The organism is Phyllobacterium zundukense (assembly GCF_002764115.1).
GTDB lineage: Bacteria > Pseudomonadota > Alphaproteobacteria > Rhizobiales > Rhizobiaceae > Phyllobacterium > Phyllobacterium zundukense.
Window position 1 is genome coordinate 41,366 of sequence record NZ_CP017943.1, and the last position, 18,706, is coordinate 60,071.

At 58.1% G+C, this 18,706-nt stretch carries 15 protein-coding genes; 2 read left to right on the forward strand and 13 right to left on the reverse strand.

Going from position 1 to position 18,706, the window contains the following annotated elements:
* Positions 1 to 208: 208 nt before the first annotated feature.
* The 7 genes from BLM14_RS25840 to BLM14_RS25870 all read right to left on the reverse strand — a co-directional run bounded on the left by BLM14_RS25840 (position 209) and on the right by BLM14_RS25870 (position 8,082).
* A complete protein-coding gene (locus BLM14_RS25840; protein ID WP_100002961.1) occupies positions 209 to 1,642 on the reverse strand; it encodes a metallophosphoesterase in 1,434 nt (477 codons plus the stop codon).
* Positions 1,639 to 2,586, reverse strand: coding sequence for an ABC transporter permease (locus BLM14_RS25845; RefSeq protein WP_100002962.1), 948 nt, complete (start codon positions 2,584 to 2,586; stop codon positions 1,639 to 1,641). The genes BLM14_RS25840 and BLM14_RS25845 overlap by 4 nt, the downstream gene beginning before the upstream one ends.
* A complete protein-coding gene (locus BLM14_RS25850) occupies positions 2,586 to 3,740 on the reverse strand; it encodes an ABC transporter permease (protein ID WP_100002963.1) in 1,155 nt (384 codons plus the stop codon). The genes BLM14_RS25845 and BLM14_RS25850 overlap by 1 nt, the downstream gene beginning before the upstream one ends.
* Positions 3,740 to 5,200: an ATP-binding cassette domain-containing protein gene (locus tag BLM14_RS25855; protein ID WP_162293250.1), complete on the reverse strand. Its 1,461-nt coding sequence runs from the start codon at positions 5,198 to 5,200 to the stop codon at positions 3,740 to 3,742. The genes BLM14_RS25850 and BLM14_RS25855 overlap by 1 nt, the downstream gene beginning before the upstream one ends.
* Positions 5,201 to 5,259: 59 nt before the next feature.
* Positions 5,260 to 6,282, reverse strand: coding sequence for a BMP family lipoprotein (locus BLM14_RS25860; protein ID WP_100002965.1), 1,023 nt, complete (start codon positions 6,280 to 6,282; stop codon positions 5,260 to 5,262).
* A gap of 186 nt (positions 6,283 to 6,468) precedes the next feature.
* Positions 6,469 to 7,302: a MurR/RpiR family transcriptional regulator gene (locus BLM14_RS25865; RefSeq protein WP_100003396.1), complete on the reverse strand. Its 834-nt coding sequence runs from the start codon at positions 7,300 to 7,302 to the stop codon at positions 6,469 to 6,471.
* Positions 7,303 to 7,395: 93 nt separating this feature from the next.
* Complete coding sequence (locus BLM14_RS25870; protein WP_157929606.1) at positions 7,396 to 8,082, reverse strand: HAD-IIA family hydrolase; 687 nt, start codon at positions 8,080 to 8,082, stop codon at positions 7,396 to 7,398.
* Between the two features lie 181 nt (positions 8,083 to 8,263).
* Between BLM14_RS25870 and BLM14_RS25875 the strand changes: the two genes are divergently transcribed.
* A complete protein-coding gene (locus BLM14_RS25875; protein ID WP_100002967.1) occupies positions 8,264 to 9,094 on the forward strand; it encodes a metallophosphoesterase family protein in 831 nt (276 codons plus the stop codon).
* A gap of 623 nt (positions 9,095 to 9,717) precedes the next feature.
* Here the strand turns inward: BLM14_RS25875 and BLM14_RS25880 are convergent.
* The 4 genes from BLM14_RS25880 to BLM14_RS25895 all read right to left on the reverse strand — a co-directional run bounded on the left by BLM14_RS25880 (position 9,718) and on the right by BLM14_RS25895 (position 14,033).
* Positions 9,718 to 10,713, reverse strand: a complete 996-nt coding sequence (locus BLM14_RS25880; RefSeq protein ID WP_100002968.1) for a substrate-binding domain-containing protein — start codon at positions 10,711 to 10,713, stop codon at positions 9,718 to 9,720.
* A 20-nt stretch (positions 10,714 to 10,733) separates the two neighbouring features.
* Complete coding sequence (locus tag BLM14_RS25885; RefSeq protein WP_100002969.1) at positions 10,734 to 11,516, reverse strand: ATP-binding cassette domain-containing protein; 783 nt, start codon at positions 11,514 to 11,516, stop codon at positions 10,734 to 10,736.
* Positions 11,516 to 12,541, reverse strand: coding sequence for an ABC transporter permease (locus BLM14_RS25890; protein ID WP_157929607.1), 1,026 nt, complete (start codon positions 12,539 to 12,541; stop codon positions 11,516 to 11,518). The genes BLM14_RS25885 and BLM14_RS25890 overlap by 1 nt, the downstream gene beginning before the upstream one ends.
* Positions 12,542 to 12,665: 124 nt before the next feature.
* Positions 12,666 to 14,033 (reverse strand): amidohydrolase family protein, encoded by a 1,368-nt coding sequence (locus BLM14_RS25895; RefSeq protein ID WP_100002971.1) that lies wholly within the window; start codon positions 14,031 to 14,033, stop codon positions 12,666 to 12,668.
* Between the two features lie 139 nt (positions 14,034 to 14,172).
* On the opposite strand from BLM14_RS25895, the gene BLM14_RS25900 reads away from it, so the two are divergent.
* Positions 14,173 to 15,189, forward strand: a complete 1,017-nt coding sequence (locus BLM14_RS25900) for a LacI family DNA-binding transcriptional regulator (protein WP_100002972.1) — start codon at positions 14,173 to 14,175, stop codon at positions 15,187 to 15,189.
* A gap of 785 nt (positions 15,190 to 15,974) precedes the next feature.
* On the opposite strand, the gene BLM14_RS25905 is transcribed toward BLM14_RS25900, so the two are convergent.
* On the reverse strand, positions 15,975 to 17,714 hold the full coding sequence (locus BLM14_RS25905) for a cobalamin B12-binding domain-containing protein (RefSeq protein WP_100022278.1): 1,740 nt from the start codon (positions 17,712 to 17,714) through the stop codon (positions 15,975 to 15,977).
* 88 nt (positions 17,715 to 17,802) lie between these two features.
* Entirely contained in the window at positions 17,803 to 18,552 is a 750-nt protein-coding gene (locus BLM14_RS25910) for a pyrroline-5-carboxylate reductase (RefSeq protein WP_100002974.1), read from the reverse strand.
* Positions 18,553 to 18,706: the final 154 nt, after the last annotated feature.

Genomic DNA, 18,706 nt, shown 5'->3' on the forward strand with positions numbered 1-18,706 from the left:
CTGATCATCGGGATCTGGGGGGAAGATCTAAACCGGCTGTGGTGTCAGTTCATGGTCCGACGTCGCCCGCCGGTCAAGATCCCGAAGCAGTCTTCGACGGCTTCCAAGAAGCCGTAGAGCAGCAGATTTCATCTTCCCGACGCGACTGTCGATCCGGGGTAAGGGGGGCATTTTTTGTTCTATTCAGCGCTGACTGGAGCGAACGAGCCTAACGCTGGAAGATTTCTACGATGGCTTGTCTTGCGTCTATGCCGGCGTTGTGTGTCGTGGGATCACGCTGAAGCCATGACGCGAAAAGTGGCAGGAAAAAGCTATTGATCGCAACAGTGGTCGGATCAACGACTTTTCGAGAAACCCCGGCGGGCAGCCGCGCCCAGTTCCACCAGAGGATATCAGCATCCGTGTTCGCCGGATCGGCATTCTCATCATGATAGCTAACCAGGCGCTGAAACTCCCCGGGCAACAATTCGACGATAAGTATGTCGTTCGCCGGAAACGGCAAGAGCCGGTGGATGTCCAATTCCGTCACCGGTCCCTCAAGCAATGCGGCAACCGTTCCATCGATCGGTGCCTGCGTAAAAAGTTGGCTTGAGGGCACGAAGGCAGCGTCCGCCTTGGTCGCTGATCGGATAGCGTCGGCGAGCAATGTTGGCAAATAGTGCTGTGCGTGCGGCCGGCTCAACCAGGTCTTTGCCGAATGTCCGACGACTTTGCGTCCAGCCGCTTGGATGGCGATCGATGCTGGCGTTGGCCTTGGAGGCTGGACAGAGGGCACCCGCACGGGCGAATGAACGACAGCGCCTCCGGGTTCAAGCAGATCGACTGGCAAAACACTGCCCGCCATGGCGTGGGCCTGTCCGGCGGGAACGCCGTGCAACGACCCTGTCCAAGCGGCAAGCGTATGGCCGCTGAGAACGACGTCGACGGATCGCGCCCAAGGCGCACAGACGCGCTCAAGATAATTGCTCCGGCTTTGGATCGGCCGGAAAGAATCGGCAAAGGGCCACCACGTGACTCCGTCATGCAATAGCGCCAGTATCCATCGTGCCCCTGCCTGACGGAGCGCTTCGATATTAGAATGAATCCGATCCAGCCAGTCCGATGGCAGGCCTGGTGCTGAGGAAAACGCCTCGAGTTTGGGATGGGTGATGCCGACAACACCGACAGCGCCGGCTTCAGTTTCGATAACCGCATGACCAGGCAAGCCGATCTCCCGGTCTGAGCAAAGAACAGGGAACGACAGCTGGGCGGCGCTCTGCGCCAGATTGGCTGTCCCTTCATCGAGATCGTGATTGCCGACCGCCGATGCAGCGATCGGCAAGCTGGCGATATCATCCAAAGTGTTGCCGCCCCACAGGGATAATCGCCCGCCGACGGTCAGGTCGCCGCTGTCCAGCCATAGCGCCGCACCGCGCTCACGCTCCTGGTCAAGCAATTGAGCGACGCCATGAACGCTGCCCCCGATTCCATAGGTCGCGGGCAACGGGATGATTGTGCCGAGCAAATCCCCCGTTGCCAAAAGTCTTATGGCCGTACCCGGCGCTCTTTCAGGAAGGTCATCGGCAAGTTGAGAGGGCGTCGTCGTAATCGATGACGCATTGGTCCGCGCCGCGAGGACGCTTCGGCCCGGCGTTGCAATCATTGCTTCGCGCCCCGTTGCCGGCCCTCGGCCGCTTCTGCAGCGGACCGGTACCGTTGATAGAGAGGTTGGGCCATCAAGAGCAGGACAATGATTAGGTAGGGCAGGACGCTAGACAGCTCTGTGGCCAAACCCAGGATTTGCAAGTTTATGCCAAGGATGTCGAAGGCGGCAAATACAATCGCCAGCGGCAACAGCAGCACCGGCCTTGACCCGGCAACCAGCGCCAGCGCCAGTGCGATGAAGCCTCGTCCCGAAGTCATGTTGGGCGAAAATTGCGGCGCAGCGGAAAGCGCCAATTGCACGCTGCCGAGCCCGATCATCGCGCCGCCGACAAGCAAGGCAAACCAACGTGTTCTCGTTGCCGGTCGCTTCATCGCATCGGCTATGTCCGGCCGGCTTCCGGTCATCCGAATGGTCAAACCGGCCGGCGTGTTGGCAAGCCACCAGGCGAAAAGAGGGGCGATCACCCAACTCAAGTACGTCAGGAGCGTCTGTCCGCTGACCACATCTCCAATCCAGGGCACCGCATCAAGTCCCGGTATCGACCAATTGGCAAGCGGTCGCAACTCAGGGGTCGAGATTGTTCCGGCCGTGCCAAAAAGAGCGGCGGTGGCAGTGGCGGTCAATCCCGCAACGACAAGATTGATGCCAATCCCAACGACGATGAAGTTCGCCCTAAAGCTGATCGCAAGCAGTGCGAATGCGGCGCAGGCAAGTGCACCGCCAATCGCGCCCGCAAGGGTCGCGGCCGCGACATTGCCGCCCGTCTTTGCCGAGACGAGCACCGCGACAAAACAGCCAAGCAGCATTACGCCCTCGGAGCCGATGTTGAGAATGCCGGTTCGCAGTGGCAGGTAGACGCCGATGGCGACCAACAAAAGCGGTGTGGCAGCCTGCAGTGTCAAAAACCAGAGATTGGCACTCAGGAGTTCATCGAGAAACATTACCGCTCTCCAACACTTTCTGCTTGGAGTTCGGCGCCGACTGGCGCGATCTCTCCAGCGCTGTTCTGTCCGTTCCCCTCATCGGAGTTGGCGCTTTGTTTGTCGGGCGCACGGCCAGAGCTTGGCCGGATCCGATTTCCCCCACTCCGCGCCATGAATGCCGCGGTAATGACAACGAGACCGGCCATCAGCACCCCGAGTCCGGAGGGAATGCCGAGATCTCGCTGAATACCAGCAAAACCCGTCGTCAAAGCCGCGAGCAGCAATGAGGCAGGAAGAACAGCGAGTACCCTGCCGGACACGAGAATTGCAGCGATCACTCCCGTCCACGCGACCGAGTTCGCGCCGCCCAAGCTCGCATCCTGGTAGCGGTGAAAATGCCCCATGACCTCGATTGCACCTGCCAGGCCGCAAATTGCGCCGGTTGCCGCCTGCAGGCGAGATTGGAATCGAGGGGCATCAACACCCGAAAGCGCAGCGGCGACCGGGTTCAGTCCGAACATGGTGAGGCGATGACCGAGCACGGTCCCCCTGACGACAACAAAGGCAAGGCCGATCAAGACAAAGGCAAATATGATCCCAGAGTGGAAGCTCGTCCGCGGCAGCAGGATGGGCAACCAGGCCTGTTCGGAAATCGTTTGAGTCGCGATGACGCTGTAGGTATTGGGGTCCTGGAACAGCGTTCGCGTAAGCATTCGGCCCAGACCTTCTGCCAAATAGTTGGCGATCAAGCTCATCACGACCAACTGAACTCCAGCGACTAAGGCAGCCCGCGAGATGAGGAGGGACCACAGTCCTCCCGCTAGCGCGCCAGCAGCCAATGCGACAACGATGACGATGGGGCCAGGCGCGGCAACAATAGGAGCTACCGCACCGGCGAACACACCACCGAGCACGAATTGGCCGAGTTGGCCGACGTCAAACTGCCCGGCGCGAAAACTCAAACATGCCGCCGTACCGATGAGCAGGATGGGAGTGAGCGTCTTGCCAGTTGCGCCGATAGCGGTCGGCGATCCGGCGATACCATTGAGAAGTGAACCCAATGCGGGCATAACTTCCGCTGGCCCTTTCACAAGGAGCACGACGAGACACACCAGGGCCAGAGCCGTCGCGGCAACCAAAGCAAGCGTGATAACAATCCGCATCCGTTCCATCACGACCCACCCAGCATTTTAGAGCCGGCGCTAAGACCGCCCATCAGTTCCCCCAGGCGCTCAATCGACAAGTCGCCGCGTGGCCAGCTTGGGCCGAGCTCGTGATCGTATAGGACATGCGCGCGGTCGCTAAGTTCGATCAATTCTTCAAGATCGCTCGTCAGCAACAACACGGCCCCGCCTTCGGCAGCAAAGCGCTTCAAACGGTCACGAATAGCCATGGACGCTGCAAAATCGACTCCGCGTGTCGGCTCATGGGCGACAAGTACCGAAGCACCGTCCAGTTCGCGTGCCACGACCAGGCGCTGCAGGTTGCCCCCGCTGAGCTCGCCGGCAAGTTGGTGTGGTCCGCTTGCGACGACACCAGCTTCCTCGATCAGCTTCTGGGTTGCTTCTTCAGCGAACTGCCGCCGGACGAAGCCCCATTTGTTGCGAAAGCGGTCCGGGACCATTGCGGTCAAGACGGTATCGACAAGAGAGGCGCTCACGGCACTTCCCGCCGCCTTGACGTTGGACGGGATCAGGCGCAGCCCACGCCGACGCCGCTCCCAATTCGTTGCTGCGGTCATGTCGGCCCCGTCAAACAGCACCGGCTGATAGCGCTCATCGGAATCAACGCCGGCGAGTGTCGCAAGCAACTCGTCTTGCCCGTTCCCCGCCACCCCCGCAATTCCGACGATTTCGCCGGCTGCGACCTGCAAACTGCCATGTGCTGCTACAAGGCGAGTTTGGCCATCTCCCTCGAAGCGTGCCGGACTCGATTCTACTGCTTTCGGCTTCGACGTTAGGGTTCCGACACCCGTCATGCTCTGCCCTATGACGGAAAGGTCGAAGGGCTTGCGCTCAAACCGGGCGACCGAACGTCCTTTGCGCAGCACAACGACCTCGTCGCAGTGGGCGACCACTTCCCGCAGCTTGTGGCTGATGAAGACCGTGCTGACTCCCGCCTTCGCCAAACCGCGAATGATGGTGAACAAGCCATCCACTTCGTCAGGAGCCAGATAGGTTGTCGGCTCATCGAGAAGTAGGATGTCGGCACCCCGAAGCAGTGCACCCAAGAGTTCTGCTCGCTGTTGAAGCCCTGGGGCGAGCGTCCCCGCCGGACGATCTAAAGGTACGTTCAGACCTGTCTGGTCCATGAACTCGACGATGCGTCGTCGTCTTTCGCACCAGTCGATCCCCCTGAGGCCTGCACCCAACATGTTCCTGCCGCGCGCATGCTCAGCACCGAAAACAATGTTTTCAAGCACGGTGAGGTCGGCAGCGATGGACAGCTGCTGGCGAACGAGAGCAACGGTTCCATTCACCTCTACCATTCCCTCGTCGGGCGTCAGCTCACCCGCGATCACCCTGACCAAGGTACTTTTGCCGGCGCCGTTTTCACCCACCAGCGCCAAAATCCGACCGCGTACGATCCGCAGATCAGCATGATCGAGCGCACGCAGGGAACCGAAGGACAAGCACAGCTGCTGACAATCAACTGCTGCGTTTACGGATGGTTCGTTGATAACTGCGTCTCTCATGAACGGGGAACCGTCACTCTGCCGCTCACAACGTCGTCAAACGCCTTTTTGCCTGCATCGATGACCTTCTGCGGCAAATTGAAATCTTTCGACCCGTTGTCGGTGACAAAGGGAATGCTGAACACGCCGTCGCTGAGGCCAAGTGCCTTCGACGCGGTTTCCTGTGTGCCTTCCACATATTGCTTGACGATCGCGTAATTGGTCTGATCCTCCGCCGAGGCGACTACGAAGGCGAGCGCAGGCTTGCGCGGCATTGCGTTGCTATAGTCCGTAAGATCGGAGGCGATGGTCTTGTAGCCGTGCGTCTCGCCCAGGAAATACACCTGCAGGTTGGAGCCCGCGGCAGGGAAGATAAGTGTCGCCCCCTTACTGGCCTGTGACAGGGCGACGGCGCCTGTCTTGGCGGGATCCATGAAGCTTCCTACCGAATTGACGAGCACGGTAATGTCCGGGTCGACAGCTTTGGCGCCTGCGATGAATCCTGCACTGAATGCCTTGAGCGGCGGGGAATCATCGCCGGTAATGATCCCGATGGGCTTTCCATCCGACATTGTGGCCGCCATCGCGCCGGCGACGTAGGTTCCTTCCTCGTTGGCCTGCGCGTAGGATGTCACATTAGGCCCGGTGGCGACACCGCCTTCGATGAAGAACCGCTGTTCGGGATAATCGCGGGCAACTTGCGTCAAGATTTCTCCGGAAGCGAAAAATGCCGTGCCGATAGCCAGATAGCATCCTTTCGAAGCCGCAGCTCGGAGGTTGTCGCCAAGGCCGGACAAACCGGTTCCGTCGATGATGTCGACATTGATTCCGAACTCTGCCTCGGCCCGCTCAAGCCCCTTGACGATGGTCTGCTCGGCGGTGTTGCTGGCAAGCGGTTCCTGAAAGACATAGGCATAGCCACAATTGTCCCCCGAAGCCTCCTGGGCCATTGCGCCCGTGTTGCCGGGTAAAAGCACTGTTGCGACTGCAGCTCCCAGCACCCAGCGGCGCTTCAAATATATGTTGCTGCCTTTGGACATTTCCTTCCTCCCGGGTTTGATAGTTTCCGATCGCGTTCTCAAAACGCCGCCATCATCACCCTCTTAGGACTCCAAGATGACAGTGATATGAATATATTTCATTATTTATTGCGTATGTCTATGAGATTATCTCAGTCTTGGTTACAGAAGGATGCATCTCTTGATGGACCATGAGCCTATTGGGCCTTACGTTCTCTTGATCGAGAGGACGTCGAAAGTTTTGTTGATCGTCGCGATCGCCTTGTCATAGCTTGCCAGCGCGAGACATGAGATCAACGCATCAACGATGGCGAGTTGTGCGATTCGGCTCGTCATGGCTTCAGTTCGAAACCCGGTTTCCTTAGCCATGGTCTGAAGAATTATGTCGCAGTACGCCTGGATAGGCGACTTGCCGAAGTTTGTGATGCAGATCGTCGTCGCGCCCGCTTCCTTCGCGAGCCGTGTGGCTGCGATCGTCTCATGTGTGCTGCCGGAATGGGAAACAGTGATTGTTGCGACGTTCGGGCCGGTCAGCGAGGCACTGATCGCCTGCACGTGGGAGTCCAGCACAACCTTGGACTCAATCCCGATCCGCAACAGACGGTAATTCGCATCCTCGGCAATGGGCGCTGCACTGCCGATCCCGTAGACTTCGACGCGATCGGCGTTAATAATGGCGGTGACGGCGCGGGACATCTGATTGGTATCAACGACGTTCAATGTGTCCTGCAGCGCTTGCAAGTTTGCCCGGAAGATTTTCTCGACCACGGTGGGAACATCATCTTCCCGCGTCAAATCCTCCTGGATGAACTGGACCGGCTGAACCAGATCCCGCGCCAAGGCGATCTTGAGATGCTGAAATCCGCGTGCTCCCAATTGCTGGCAAAGGGCAACGACGCTGCCTTCGCTTGCTGCGGCCCTCTCGGCAAGTTCGGTGACCGACATGTGGACTACGTCGACCGCGTGGTTGCTGATGTAGTCGGCGATGCGGCGGGCGGTAGGAGGCAGACTTGAACGGCTGGCATCGATCCGCGCCAACATCCCGTTGAGCGATGACGGCGACACGACATTCACTTCGGACTTGGAAGTCTTTTTGCTGGAGGCTGGTTTTCGCATCGTTAACGATCCTAAAGGCTAGGCTGCTTTCAGCAAATTTGCGCATGCAGCGGAATTAACGTCGATATATTCAATGCCCAAGCGTTCTGCACCGACCCCATCGGTTAGCGGATTGTCACCTATCATGACGGCGTCCGCAGGACGAATGCCAAGGCGATTAAGCGCCCGCTCAAACAGGTACGGCTCGGGCTTGCCGATCACCCTGTATGGAACGTCGCCAGCGCATGCAAGAACCGCAGCCAGCAGCGCTCCTGTTTCAGGAACGACGTCTCCGTGTTGTCCGGGATGGTTCACATCCGGATTGGCGACGATCAGCGCGGCGCCGCTGCGAACCGCATTGCTGGCTGCAGCGAGCTTCGCATATGTGAAGTTTCGATCGCGGGCGAGGAGAACAATTTCGGGATCGTGGGTAACGATGTGCAGCCCGAGGTCTTGTCCATATTGCAAGAGCATGGTGCTTCCGAAGAGCATCACCCGTGCGCCGGAATGTTCTTTGGCGATAATTTCCAGTGCACTGGCCCCGGCAAGCAGAATGTGCTCGGGCGAGATCGATAATCCCAACTCACGCAAGCTGTTTGCAAGCTGCGCAGGAGTGTGCTCAGAATCATTCGACACGAGTGCAAACTGCTCGAATCGGCACAACAGCTCCTTGGCTCTGGGCCGTAGGGAGTGGCCATTTATCAGTGTGCCATCCAGATCGATCAAACTTGCGCGCATTTGCACCCCTATCTTCAAAACTAAATACCTGCCGCACTTGTAACTGAGCTTGCTTCAGTGATAAAGAGATGATCGCTGAGATTTTTTCACAAAGCTACCTTGCCCGCCAATTGGAGTCCCCGTGGGGCAAAGCAGGTCGGGTCACATCCACCTGGCCGAAGAGGATGCCATGAACGCCATTCGCATCGCATTCATCAGTGACATTCACAATGGACGAGACCTGACCTCGGTGCGGGGAACGGCAGCGTTGTCCCTCCTCGAGAAGTTCATCGCCGATGCCAACGATGCTGCTTATGATGCAATTGTCGATCTTGGCGATCGGATTTCTGATGAGAGTTCTGAGCGAGACCAGGAGCTTCTGGCCGAGGTCGCGCAACGCTTCCAACAGCTCGATGCTCCAAGGCATCATGTCTGCGGCAATCACGATCTTAACTGCTTGACGCAAAGCGACAACGAAGCGCTGCTTGATGGTCCAACAAACACCCGCTCGGTGCTTGTCGGAGGGGTGCGCCTTGCCTTCTGGCAGCCCTCGGTCAACCTGTCGCGCCAGCGAGGTCTCCGTCTCGATGACGGTGATTTGTCATCCCTGCGGGATCTCCTCAACGACGATGAGCGCCCAACCCTGCTGCTGAATCACGTGCCGCTGTCGGGTCATTCGCTGAAAAGCAACTTCTACTTCGAAAACAATCCCGGCCACGCGACCTATGCTGAGATCGACGATATTCGTCAGGTCATCTCGCAGGCCCCTTGCCCCATCGTGGCGATTGCCGGCCATGTTCATTGGAATACACTGATGACGGTGGATGGCGTCCCACATCTCACGTTGCAGTCGCTGACGGAGACCTTCACCGTCGGGGAGGCGGCGGGGGCCACAGCCATGATGGAAATCACCGGCGATGCACTACATTGGACGGTGCGGGGGAAGGATCCCCTATCGCTGACACTGCGTTGGCCACACAACGGTCGTCCTTGGCGGACGCCTCTGCCGCCTATTGGCTAGTCATTGGGTCTCCGCGACCAATCTAGGCCTAGAGGGAGTGATCGTCCGCGTGCCCGTCGCTGCCGAGGCCTTGCTGCTCCGGATGCAAAAGGCTACCGGGCCAGCTTGGGATGTGTAGTTCAACCAAGCGCAGGAATCGTTGGTTGCACGCCCTCGCAACCAACACGCATGAGAAGCTCGTGTGATCTCAGCAGGTTAGCAGCGACGAAACCGGAACGAAAAATAGCGGCTCAATAAAATCAAAGACTTACGGGCGTAGGTGCAAATCGCAAGTGCTTTACCCCGCAACCAATTGCGATTTGTGGTGGAGTGTAGAGACGGTGGCACCAGAGTATCCGCGGATTTCATGCTCCGCAAATGATCGGGCGGGAACGTCCCGCCCGATCAGTCGCGTTGGTGTCTTCCGTGGAGGTGGAAGACGCTTCCGCTGGGAGAGTGGAAGGTAGGTCGACCTCAGCACTTGCCGGGTCGATCAGTTGAGGCCGACTTTCATCACGCGGGCCCGCGCCCTTTCGAGATCGGAGCTCAGGGTTGACCGATGGCAAAGCTGGTCCGAAGGATGTGAACGCGCGCCCACCAAGCAGCAGGGCGACAACAAGATCGGCCGCGCCAGATCTTGCGCTTTAGTTGAGGCCTGCCTCCATCAGACGGTACTTGACCTTGTCAAGATTGGACTTGTCGATGATGGCCGGGCCTGTGACAATATCGGCATCAGGCATCATGCCGTAGTCTAGGTAGGTTCTAGCGATAACCGCAGGAAGATAGCCCTGCAGGTACATAAGCTGGTCAATACCGGCAATCGCCTCGCCATTGGCAATTGCGTCGAGCAACGCCGGCGAGACATCGAAGGTGACGTTCGATACAGTTTTCGAGAGGTTTTCGCGGCGCTCAACGTCCATAAGCGTCTCGAAGCAGAACGGACCCGAGTTCATGCAGAACACAGCGTCAGTGTCGGGATGGGCCAGAAAGTAATTGGACAACATCGCGGAGCTTTGAGAAACGTCAGTCCCGATTGCAATGACTTCGGTCTGCGCACCAGCCTTGGCGAGGGTGTCAGTAAAACCCTTCGCCATCTGTTCCAAGCCGGCATGGCCGGGGACATGGTTGGGCACGATTCCGCGTTTGGGATGAGGATTAACTTTCAAGACCTGCTCGGCTGCGGCAACGCCACTTGAATAAAGGCCGGCACCAATTCCTATCAGGTACGGAAGTCGCTGATCCTTAGGCGCGGGGTCGAGCACGTTGATTGCGATCATTGGGATGCCTGCTGCCTTAGCCTTCTCGACTGTCGGTCGCATAGCCGTTGGATCAGTGGCGGTGATCACCAGCATGTCCGGCTTCTCTGTGATTGCCGTTTCCATGCGGTTGATCGTTGTTTCAACGGAGAATTTGTCGTCCTGCGTCCACTTGATCTTCAGGCAATTGTCATCGGCACCTTGTTCGGCACCCTTCTTGACGGTCGCCCAAACCGGCTCCGCCACAGCGTGTGTCGCATAATAAATGAGATATGGTTTTTTCCCATCGCAGCGGTCGGCTGCCTGTGAAGTTCCTGCGGCGAGCGTTGCAGCCGCAGCCGCCAGAACGCCAGAAGTCATTAGTCTTACAGTGATTTTGGCCATGGTTTCCTCCCGTTAGCCTCCTAAACGACGAGCCGGCGGCTCGCTCGTGTTCCCGTGTTGATAAGATTTGCCAGCTCTTGCTCGCTGACGTCCTCCCGAGACGTCGTTTCCGCGACCTTGCCGTGGTAGAGCACGGTGAACCGGTCGCAGACTTCATAGGCGTGGGAGATGTTGTGGGTGATGAAGACAACCGACACCCCCTGCCGCTTTGCCTCCTGGATATAGGCGAGCACCTTCGCTGTTTCCTTCAAGCTTAATGCTGCAGTCGGCTCATCGAGGATCAACAGCTTGGACTGGAAATGCACCGCCCTCGCGATTGCAATCGACTGCCGTTCGCCGCCCGAAAGGCGGGCAACCGTTAGATCGACATCGGTGATGTGGATGCCCAGTTGAGAAAGCGATTTGCGAGCAATTTCGCGCATCTGCCGTTTCTTTAACAGCATCAAACCCGGTAATTTGACCGAAACTTCTTCTTCGCGGCCCAGGAAAAAGTTCCGATAGATGCTCAAAAGCGGGATGATACCCAAGTCCTGATAGACAACCGAAATTCCCTTCGCCATGGCCTCTCTTGGAGACTCGAGCGACGTCTGCTGACCCTGCCAGATGATCTGACCGCTCGTAGGCTGATGGACGCCAGCGAAGACCTTGATCAGTGTCGACTTGCCTGCGCCATTATCCCCAAGCAGTCCCAGGACCTCACCTGGCTTCACGTCCATATTGACGCCACGCAGGGAATGGACGCGGCCGAAGGACTTCGTGATTTCCTTGAGTTCAAGAAGTGGAGAAAATGAATCCTTGGTCATCACACACCATTCCTTATTCTCACGCGTTGATTGACGACGGCAGCGATAATTAGCAGCAAGCCAATACCGGCCTGGTACCAGTAGACTGAGATGCCCATGAGAAGCAGGCCTTGCTGGATCATGCTGATGATGAGGACGCCCAACGCTGCACCCACGATGCTGCCGTATCCGCCATTGAGAGACGCGCCACCGACAACCACCGCCAGTACGGCCTCCAGTTCCATACCCTGGCCACGCAGCGCATCCACACTTGAGAAACGCGCGACGGATACATAACCCGCGAGACACGCCATCATCGAATTCAAGGCAAACGCGGCAATCTGGACCCCCTCGGCCGGAACACCCATGCCGCGGGCAGCCTCGGGCGAACCCCCTGTAGCGAAGAGCCAGTTGCCGAACCGGGTGGAGGTCAGAACGAAAGCGAATATGACAACGAGAATAAGGAACCAGAAGAACGGCCCAGGTATCCCGTTCCAATTAAAATCGAAGGCTCGAAGGAAGGGATCGGGAGTTTTCAATCGGATAGGAAATCCCTCGGTGAGTGCCAAGAGCACGCCTCGGTAAAACATCAAGCCTCCGAGCGTGATGATCAACGAGTGTATCTGCAACTTCGTTACAAGAAACCCGTGGAATGCGCCGATCATTAGACCGGCAACCAAAATGATCGGCAGCATCACGACTGCCGGAATTCCGGCGTTTACGCCCATAATCACTATCCCAGCTGATAGGCCGTAGACCGATCCGACTGACAGGTCGAATTGACCGGCGATCATCAGGACGGCGACACCGACTGCTATGATGCCGAGTGTCGATGAACTGAGCAGGAGGTTCGAGGCAACGCGATCCGAGAAGAAGTGCGGGGCGAACGCCGAAAAGAACAAGTAAACGGCGACGGCAGCGATGACGACGCCGGATTCGGGCCTCAGCATGAGTTTGTCGATGAACGTCTTCTCGGGCCGTTTGGCGCTGATCGCTGCTGCTTCGCCGTTGCCTCCCGCGACGGTTTGATGTGTGTCCAAAGCCATTGGCTTCTCCTCTCTGAACGAGTCGTCGGTCATTTCAGGCTCACTAGCGAGCCGTCTCGCTGACCTATGCGCCTCCACGCTAAATCTCTGGCGGGTAAGCACTTCAAATTATGCGAATACATCCTCAGGACCTTCCACTATTCCGGATCGACCTCGTCCGATTTCTGAAGGGATTACTGCCGGCCTCACGCAAAGTTGTGTCGGACCCCGCAGCAAGAAGAGCAGCGCTTTTAGCCGCCACATCGAAGTAATCCTTAGGGTTGTCCATCATCAGAAATCCTGCGAGGTCAACGCCCGACTTTTCTGATAGAAACCCCTCTGTAACCTCTCTCCGAAGGCAGCGTGTGAGCCACCGACGAGCTTGCAGAGCGTACCCCACAGTCGCCGCCGGGGTGAGTGCATCGCCACCAAAGATGAACAGCTTGTTGACCGGAGCGCCGTGAATAAAGCGCTGCACAAAATCGGTGGCGTGTATGGGGTTGATGGACCAGGCCCAACACATATCTACTGCGACGTTGTTGTAATGTTTAGCCATGGCAATTAACTCGTCCGAGTACGGATAAGCGATATGCATGAGCAAGAAGCGTGTATCCGGATGCCGAGAGACAAGACGAGAAAGACTCCCGGCGGGGATGTATTTCAGGTCCATGAAGTTATTGCCGCCATAGAGACCGGTGTGCAGCTTGAACGGCAGATTGTACTTTGCCGCAAGCTTCGCCACGTACGATGTGCACCAATCTCCGAGGCACAAACGATCGGCTTCACTGATATTGGCGCCGAGACGGAGCCACGAGGTTAAAGCCGATGCGGCCTCATCATCGCTGCGTTCCGTCCATTCCAGAGTTCGCTTGTAAGCGTGCTGGGACTTAAGTGCGACGACATATTTATGACTGCCCTCCAGCAGCTTTTCGATAGAAAGTGCGAGAGTGCGAAGGCTATCGACTTCCTCGCCTGTAATCTCTGTCAATTCCGACAGTTCGGGCGTGCCGTTACAGAGATCAAAGACGTTCAGGTCGTAATGAAAGAAGGTCTGGCCAATCATCTCGAGGGGCAAAGGTCGCCTACCCGGATCCACTTGAACATGGTCCAGGTTCGCAACGTCTCGCAAAAGCCTCAGCCGCTCGCCCGGACCGCCAACCAAATTCGTCCCTGCGGACGCTTTTTTTAACGACTCTGACGTGATGTTTTCGATCTCGAACAGCTCAAACGCCGCGAGTCTGACAGCCTCTGCAAATCCTCCCATTTTGATATGCTGCCAGGCGGTTTCGACCGCACTGAACCTGCTCCCGATGTCTGGATTACTGACATCAAGGAGGGCCTCGATTGATTGCGAAGTTGCGCCGGCGGAATATAGATCGTGTATTACATAGTTATCAAATAGGTGCGTTAGGATATCGTGGCGGGCTTCTTGATAGAAGCTGTCGATCTCGGTGTGCTCGTGCGTGCTGCATAATGGCGATTGGGCAATGAATGTTGAGAGGTCGTCTGCCATAACCTGTCCTTGAACAAAAACTACGTGAGCTCGGTGTCAGCCAGGGTTTCGAAGGAGCTCAGCTTAGACAGGACGTTAGGTTACTTGCGCTCGCATATGAACTGCCTACAATGTTGGGAATCCAACATGGGGTAAGGCGGTGGCTGGACGCAAGACAACTTACGCGGACGTGGCTGTGGCCGCTGGAGTCAGTGTGGGGACCGTAGACCGGGTGATCAACGCGCGGGGCAGTGTGCAGCCTGAGACGGAAGCGTTGGTCATGCACTGGGCGCGGGAACTGCGGCTGGACCGTGCACTTCACCAACGTCCGACCCGCATCCTGCGTCTTGGCGTCCTTCTGCTGAACCGTTCGGATCCGTTTCTCGAGGCTTTGGTCGGGGGACTCCAGAAAGCCGTCTTGGACTATCGCTACCTGAACTTGCAGGTGAGGGTGTTTGAGTACGGAAAGCTGGATGCTCGGCATATTGTCGAAAAGATAACAATGGTCGAACAGACCTGCGACGGCATAGCGATAAACGCCTTTGACGATCCGGCTATACGGTTGCGTCTTTCCGAGTTTACACGGCTTAAACCCGTGTTTACGCTCGTCTCGGATCTCCCGGATACAAACAGGATAGCCTATATTGGTGCGAGCGGGCAGATCGAAGGCCGGGTCGCCGGCGAATTGATGGCTCGTTTCCTTGGCTCGGCTGGCGGGCAGATCATACTGATTTCTGGCCCTGGATCTTTTCTTGGCCATGGCAGCCGAGAATTCGGTTTTCGCTCGGTGCTTATGGAACGTTTTCCGAGCTGCACTGTGTCCGCGAGCCTTCAAAGCTTCGAGGACAAGAGGATTATCCGACGCCAGGTTGGTTTAATGTTGAAGCAACATCCCGAGATCTCGGGCGTATATAACACGTCGGTCGGGAGCGAAGAGGTCGGTGATGTCCTGAGGGATTTGGGACGAGAGCACTCCACTGTGTTCATAACGCATGAACTCACTGAAAAGAACCGGAGAATGCTTCAGGTCGGTATACTGGATGCTGTGATCGATCAGGATCCAGTCGGTGAGGCCAGAATGCTTGTCCAATCATTCTTATCCTTCTATGGAAGGCTTGAAACCGAGCGCACCGAAACTGGATTCCGTATTTACATTCGAGAGAGTTGTTCGTCGTAGGCTGGGTTTGCTTCTTACCACTTCCATCGTCAATGACGGCCCTCGACCGGATGCGCACTCTGCTGCGGCGCGTGGCAGACCGGAATTATTGATCGACCCGACATCGGTCCCCCGTCGAGTTTTTCGCTCGCATTGATCGTTGCGAAGAACAAGCACGTAGCGCCCATCGCAAGGACTATGCTGCGTGCCTCGGTACCTGTCGCTCGACCAATCGCAGGAATCGCCCGCAACCAACGTACGGCTAAAAAACCTCGCCAATCCAATAGGTTACCGGGTTATTTGTGTGGCCCCCATATCGCTGCTGCGATCCTCTCTCCAATAAAATCAGTTACTTAGTTTCACAGGTGCAAATCGGGTTGGCCAACCCCCCGCAACCAATTGCGATACGGAAAATCAGAGCGCGAATTTCACGGCACAGGGTTTGTTGCTCGGCGTCTGTGGCCGGGCAGTAGGCGGAAGCAGACTTGGTAGTCAAGAGCAAGCACTCGGAGTATGAAGTCGCAGTCCCTTGCCGTCAGGCTGTCAATCGACCTTCAACGCGCTTTCGTGACGGACGCACCAAGCTCGTTCGGATAGAGGCACCTGGCTCGACCAGCGTGGAAGTCGTGACATTCCACCCATATCCAAGATGGGTAGGGCGGCTGGTGTGCGGGTCGGATGCGACAGCACTAACGGGACGATCCCCCCGGCCGACGAGACACAAGCAACCGGAAAATCAATGCGTCGCCGCCGCCGCGTCGGCTGCATCTCTGCCCAACCGAAAGGAAGAGACTTTTAGCCGCCCGTCACCGGGCTTTTCTAACCAGATTTTGCAGCGCGGGCGCCAGATCGGCAGCGTTGCGGCAGACAACAGCGCCCGCCTCGGCCAATTGTGCGCCTACATCAACCGGAAGGCTGGAATTGGAGCCCTCGGGGATCTGGTTCAGTCGCCCGCCAATCAGGATCGGCACTGCGACGCCCTCAGTCTGAAGTGCCTGGAAATAACGCAAGGCGATGCCGTTATAGGTGCTGATCGCCACCGCATCCGGCGTCTGCTCGCGTACCCGCTCGGCCAGAAGGGCTGGGTCAGTCGAGACACCGCCGTCCAGCACCGTTACCCCGAGTCGCCGCAGGATCTCTTCGACCAGCATCTTGCCGTGTTCATGCACGTCGCTGGTCGCCACCATGACCCGAAATCCGGTGAGGTCGGCCCGCGACCCGGTCACAAAGCCAGCACCGTGCAAGGCATGGTCGGCCATTTCGGCGATTTCCGACAAGATCGTGGCCGGGGCGATCGGAACTCGGCCACCTGGCGCGGTGGCATCAAGCCGCCCGGCACCGAAGGCCGCTTCAAGCTGCCGCGCGCCTATCCGGCGGAGCGCCAAGAGCATCTGAAAAGGACAGTTCGTGTCCACGCCGGCCTCGTCCAGTCCACGCAAAGTGGCGGCCGCAAATGCCTGGCCACCAGCTACAATCTGCGCGGCCATGCTTTCAACTGGACCCGGGTCCAGCATCCCCAGCCAACCCGGGGCCATCTCGGCCATCCGTCCGGCAAAAAGTTGTGCCGCAATGACTTCCTCGATCTCGGGGATGCGCTCGTTTTCGGTGACCGGGACGGCGTTGATCGCATGGCCGGTAGGCTGGCTGATCTGGGCTGCGGCATCGACCAGAAGATAGTTGGCCAAGCTGGCGAAGTTGGCAGCCGGAAGGCCGCGATAGGCGGTGGTGTTGCCGTAGATCACCGTCCCCGGCGCTGCACCGACCGTCGCCATCGCACGTTGAAAAGCAAGACGCGCCAACGGGTCCGAGAAATGGTGGCCATAGCAATGGCCGATAGGCGCTCCGGTCAATCCAGTGACGATGTGGCGTTCGATCAGGATCATCCCGAGGCACGATGCCAAGTCGGTGAACTGGGCCGCATATCCATCGTCGAGGTTGGAGTGGACCATGACCGGGACCGGCTGCGCGGCGATCAGCCCAATCGCGCGGACGGTCTGAGCTGTGGCTTCAATATCGTCATCGTGGCCGGGCACACGGAAGGTGAAATACTGCCCCAGATTTCCGATGGCTGTACTGCCAGCGGACAAGGCCGCCTGTGTATTTTCCAGGGCTGCGGGAAAGCCCAAAACGAAATCGCCGAAATGGGGTGCCACCGGAGCGGAGTTAGCGAGGCGGACGAAATCTTCGACGCCGGATAGAATCATGCCCGTTCCCCGTTCGGCACCGCCACGACGGGCGCGCGGCACAGCCATGGACCAGTCGAGGCAAAGGCCGTATCGGTCGACGGTAACGCCCTGACCTGCACAAGTCTTCCATATCTCGGCATACGCCCTGCAACTCTTGGCCGGATCGCGATACCCGATCTGGGCATGCTGCATCACACGCCGCGCCGTCATCCTCGTCTGTTTGAAGTCGTACTCGCTGGCTGCCCCCACGTGGCGCAGGAATGCCGAGGGGCCGACAGACCAGACGCGCGCCAAGGCCTTCCCCTCGGCCAATAGGTCAGTTCCACGTGGCAAATCGGGTTCAGGGAGAAGGGTTTTCATGGAACAATATCCTGAATGAGCGCCGGGTCGATCGAAAGTAAAGGGTCGGTGATGTCAGAAACAGCACCCCGATCACGTGGCGGCGATACTAGCCGCGTATCCGAGTGAGCACCGAGGTGAGCGCACCGTTCATCGCCGCGGTCCCGCCTTGCTCGGCGAAGACACGGAACATCTGCTCGTTCAATCCGCCCTTAGTCGAGTATTCATCACGCAGGGCGGCGAAATCACTGGAGCTCGCTTCGGCCGTCTCTCCGAGGCTGGCGAATAGTCCAGCCAGATAGGTGCGCGAGGCGGTCTCGGACAATCCCTGCGACGAGAGCCAGCCCTGTACCGTCTCCAGCACGCCGAAATAGCTTCCCATGAGCGCGGAGCCGACCGCGAGGAGGTCGAACTCCTCGATCGTGTGGCAAGGCACGGCGGTGCCCAGCTTGTTGAAAAGCTCTGCGGCCTCGGCGTTGGGCGGGAAGATCGGAGTGACACCGCGCCGCGCCGCCACGAAGGGCAGCGGGATGGCACGGGTGATCGAAAGATCGAGACCGATCCATTCCCGCAGACGGTCGATAGGAGTGGCCGCGATGACGCTGATCACCCTCTGGTCCGGCCGGAAGCGCAGTTCCCGGATGACCTCTTCGGCGACCTGGGGGCGGACGGCCAAAACCACGGTCTCGCTTCCATCGACCACCGACTGGTTGGAGTCGGCAACCTTCACGCCCGCGAACCGGGCCGTCAGATCGGCCGCCAACGCCGCGCCACGCGGCGAAACGAGTATCTCGCCGCCACCCAATCCCTCAACGATGGCCGCCGCCATGGTCCCTGTGCCGATGAATCCCAAACCCATTTAAGTTTCCTTCCCTTGAGCGAGAGGCAGGATCGCCCCGACTGAGTGCCCGCGAACTCCTTGGCGGCGCCGCCGCCATTCCCCCAATCGTATGTCGTCTTCGTGTCGACTGATTAAATTATGTCGTCTAGCAGTCGACAAAGTCAAGTGGGAA

Coding starts and splice junctions, on each gene's coding strand:
- BLM14_RS25845 (WP_100002962.1), bottom strand. CDS start 2,586: ATGTTTCTCGATGAACTCCTGAGTGCCAATCTCTGGTTTTTGACACTG.
- BLM14_RS25905 (WP_100022278.1), bottom strand. CDS start 17,714: ATGAAAACCCTTCTCCCTGAACCCGATTTGCCACGTGGAACTGACCTA.
- BLM14_RS25885 (WP_100002969.1), bottom strand. CDS start 11,516: ATGACCAAGGATTCATTTTCTCCACTTCTTGAACTCAAGGAAATCACG.
- BLM14_RS25860 (WP_100002965.1), bottom strand. CDS start 6,282: ATGTCCAAAGGCAGCAACATATATTTGAAGCGCCGCTGGGTGCTGGGA.
- BLM14_RS25910 (WP_100002974.1), bottom strand. CDS start 18,552: ATGGGTTTGGGATTCATCGGCACAGGGACCATGGCGGCGGCCATCGTT.
- BLM14_RS25875 (WP_100002967.1), top strand. CDS start 8,264: ATGAACGCCATTCGCATCGCATTCATCAGTGACATTCACAATGGACGA.
- BLM14_RS25840 (WP_100002961.1), bottom strand. CDS start 1,642: ATGATTGCAACGCCGGGCCGAAGCGTCCTCGCGGCGCGGACCAATGCG.
- BLM14_RS25895 (WP_100002971.1), bottom strand. CDS start 14,033: ATGGCAGACGACCTCTCAACATTCATTGCCCAATCGCCATTATGCAGC.
- BLM14_RS25865 (WP_100003396.1), bottom strand. CDS start 7,302: ATGTTGGCGCGGATCGATGCCAGCCGTTCAAGTCTGCCTCCTACCGCC.
- BLM14_RS25880 (WP_100002968.1), bottom strand. CDS start 10,713: ATGGCCAAAATCACTGTAAGACTAATGACTTCTGGCGTTCTGGCGGCT.
- BLM14_RS25890 (WP_157929607.1), bottom strand. CDS start 12,541: ATGGCTTTGGACACACATCAAACCGTCGCGGGAGGCAACGGCGAAGCA.
- BLM14_RS25850 (WP_100002963.1), bottom strand. CDS start 3,740: ATGGAACGGATGCGGATTGTTATCACGCTTGCTTTGGTTGCCGCGACG.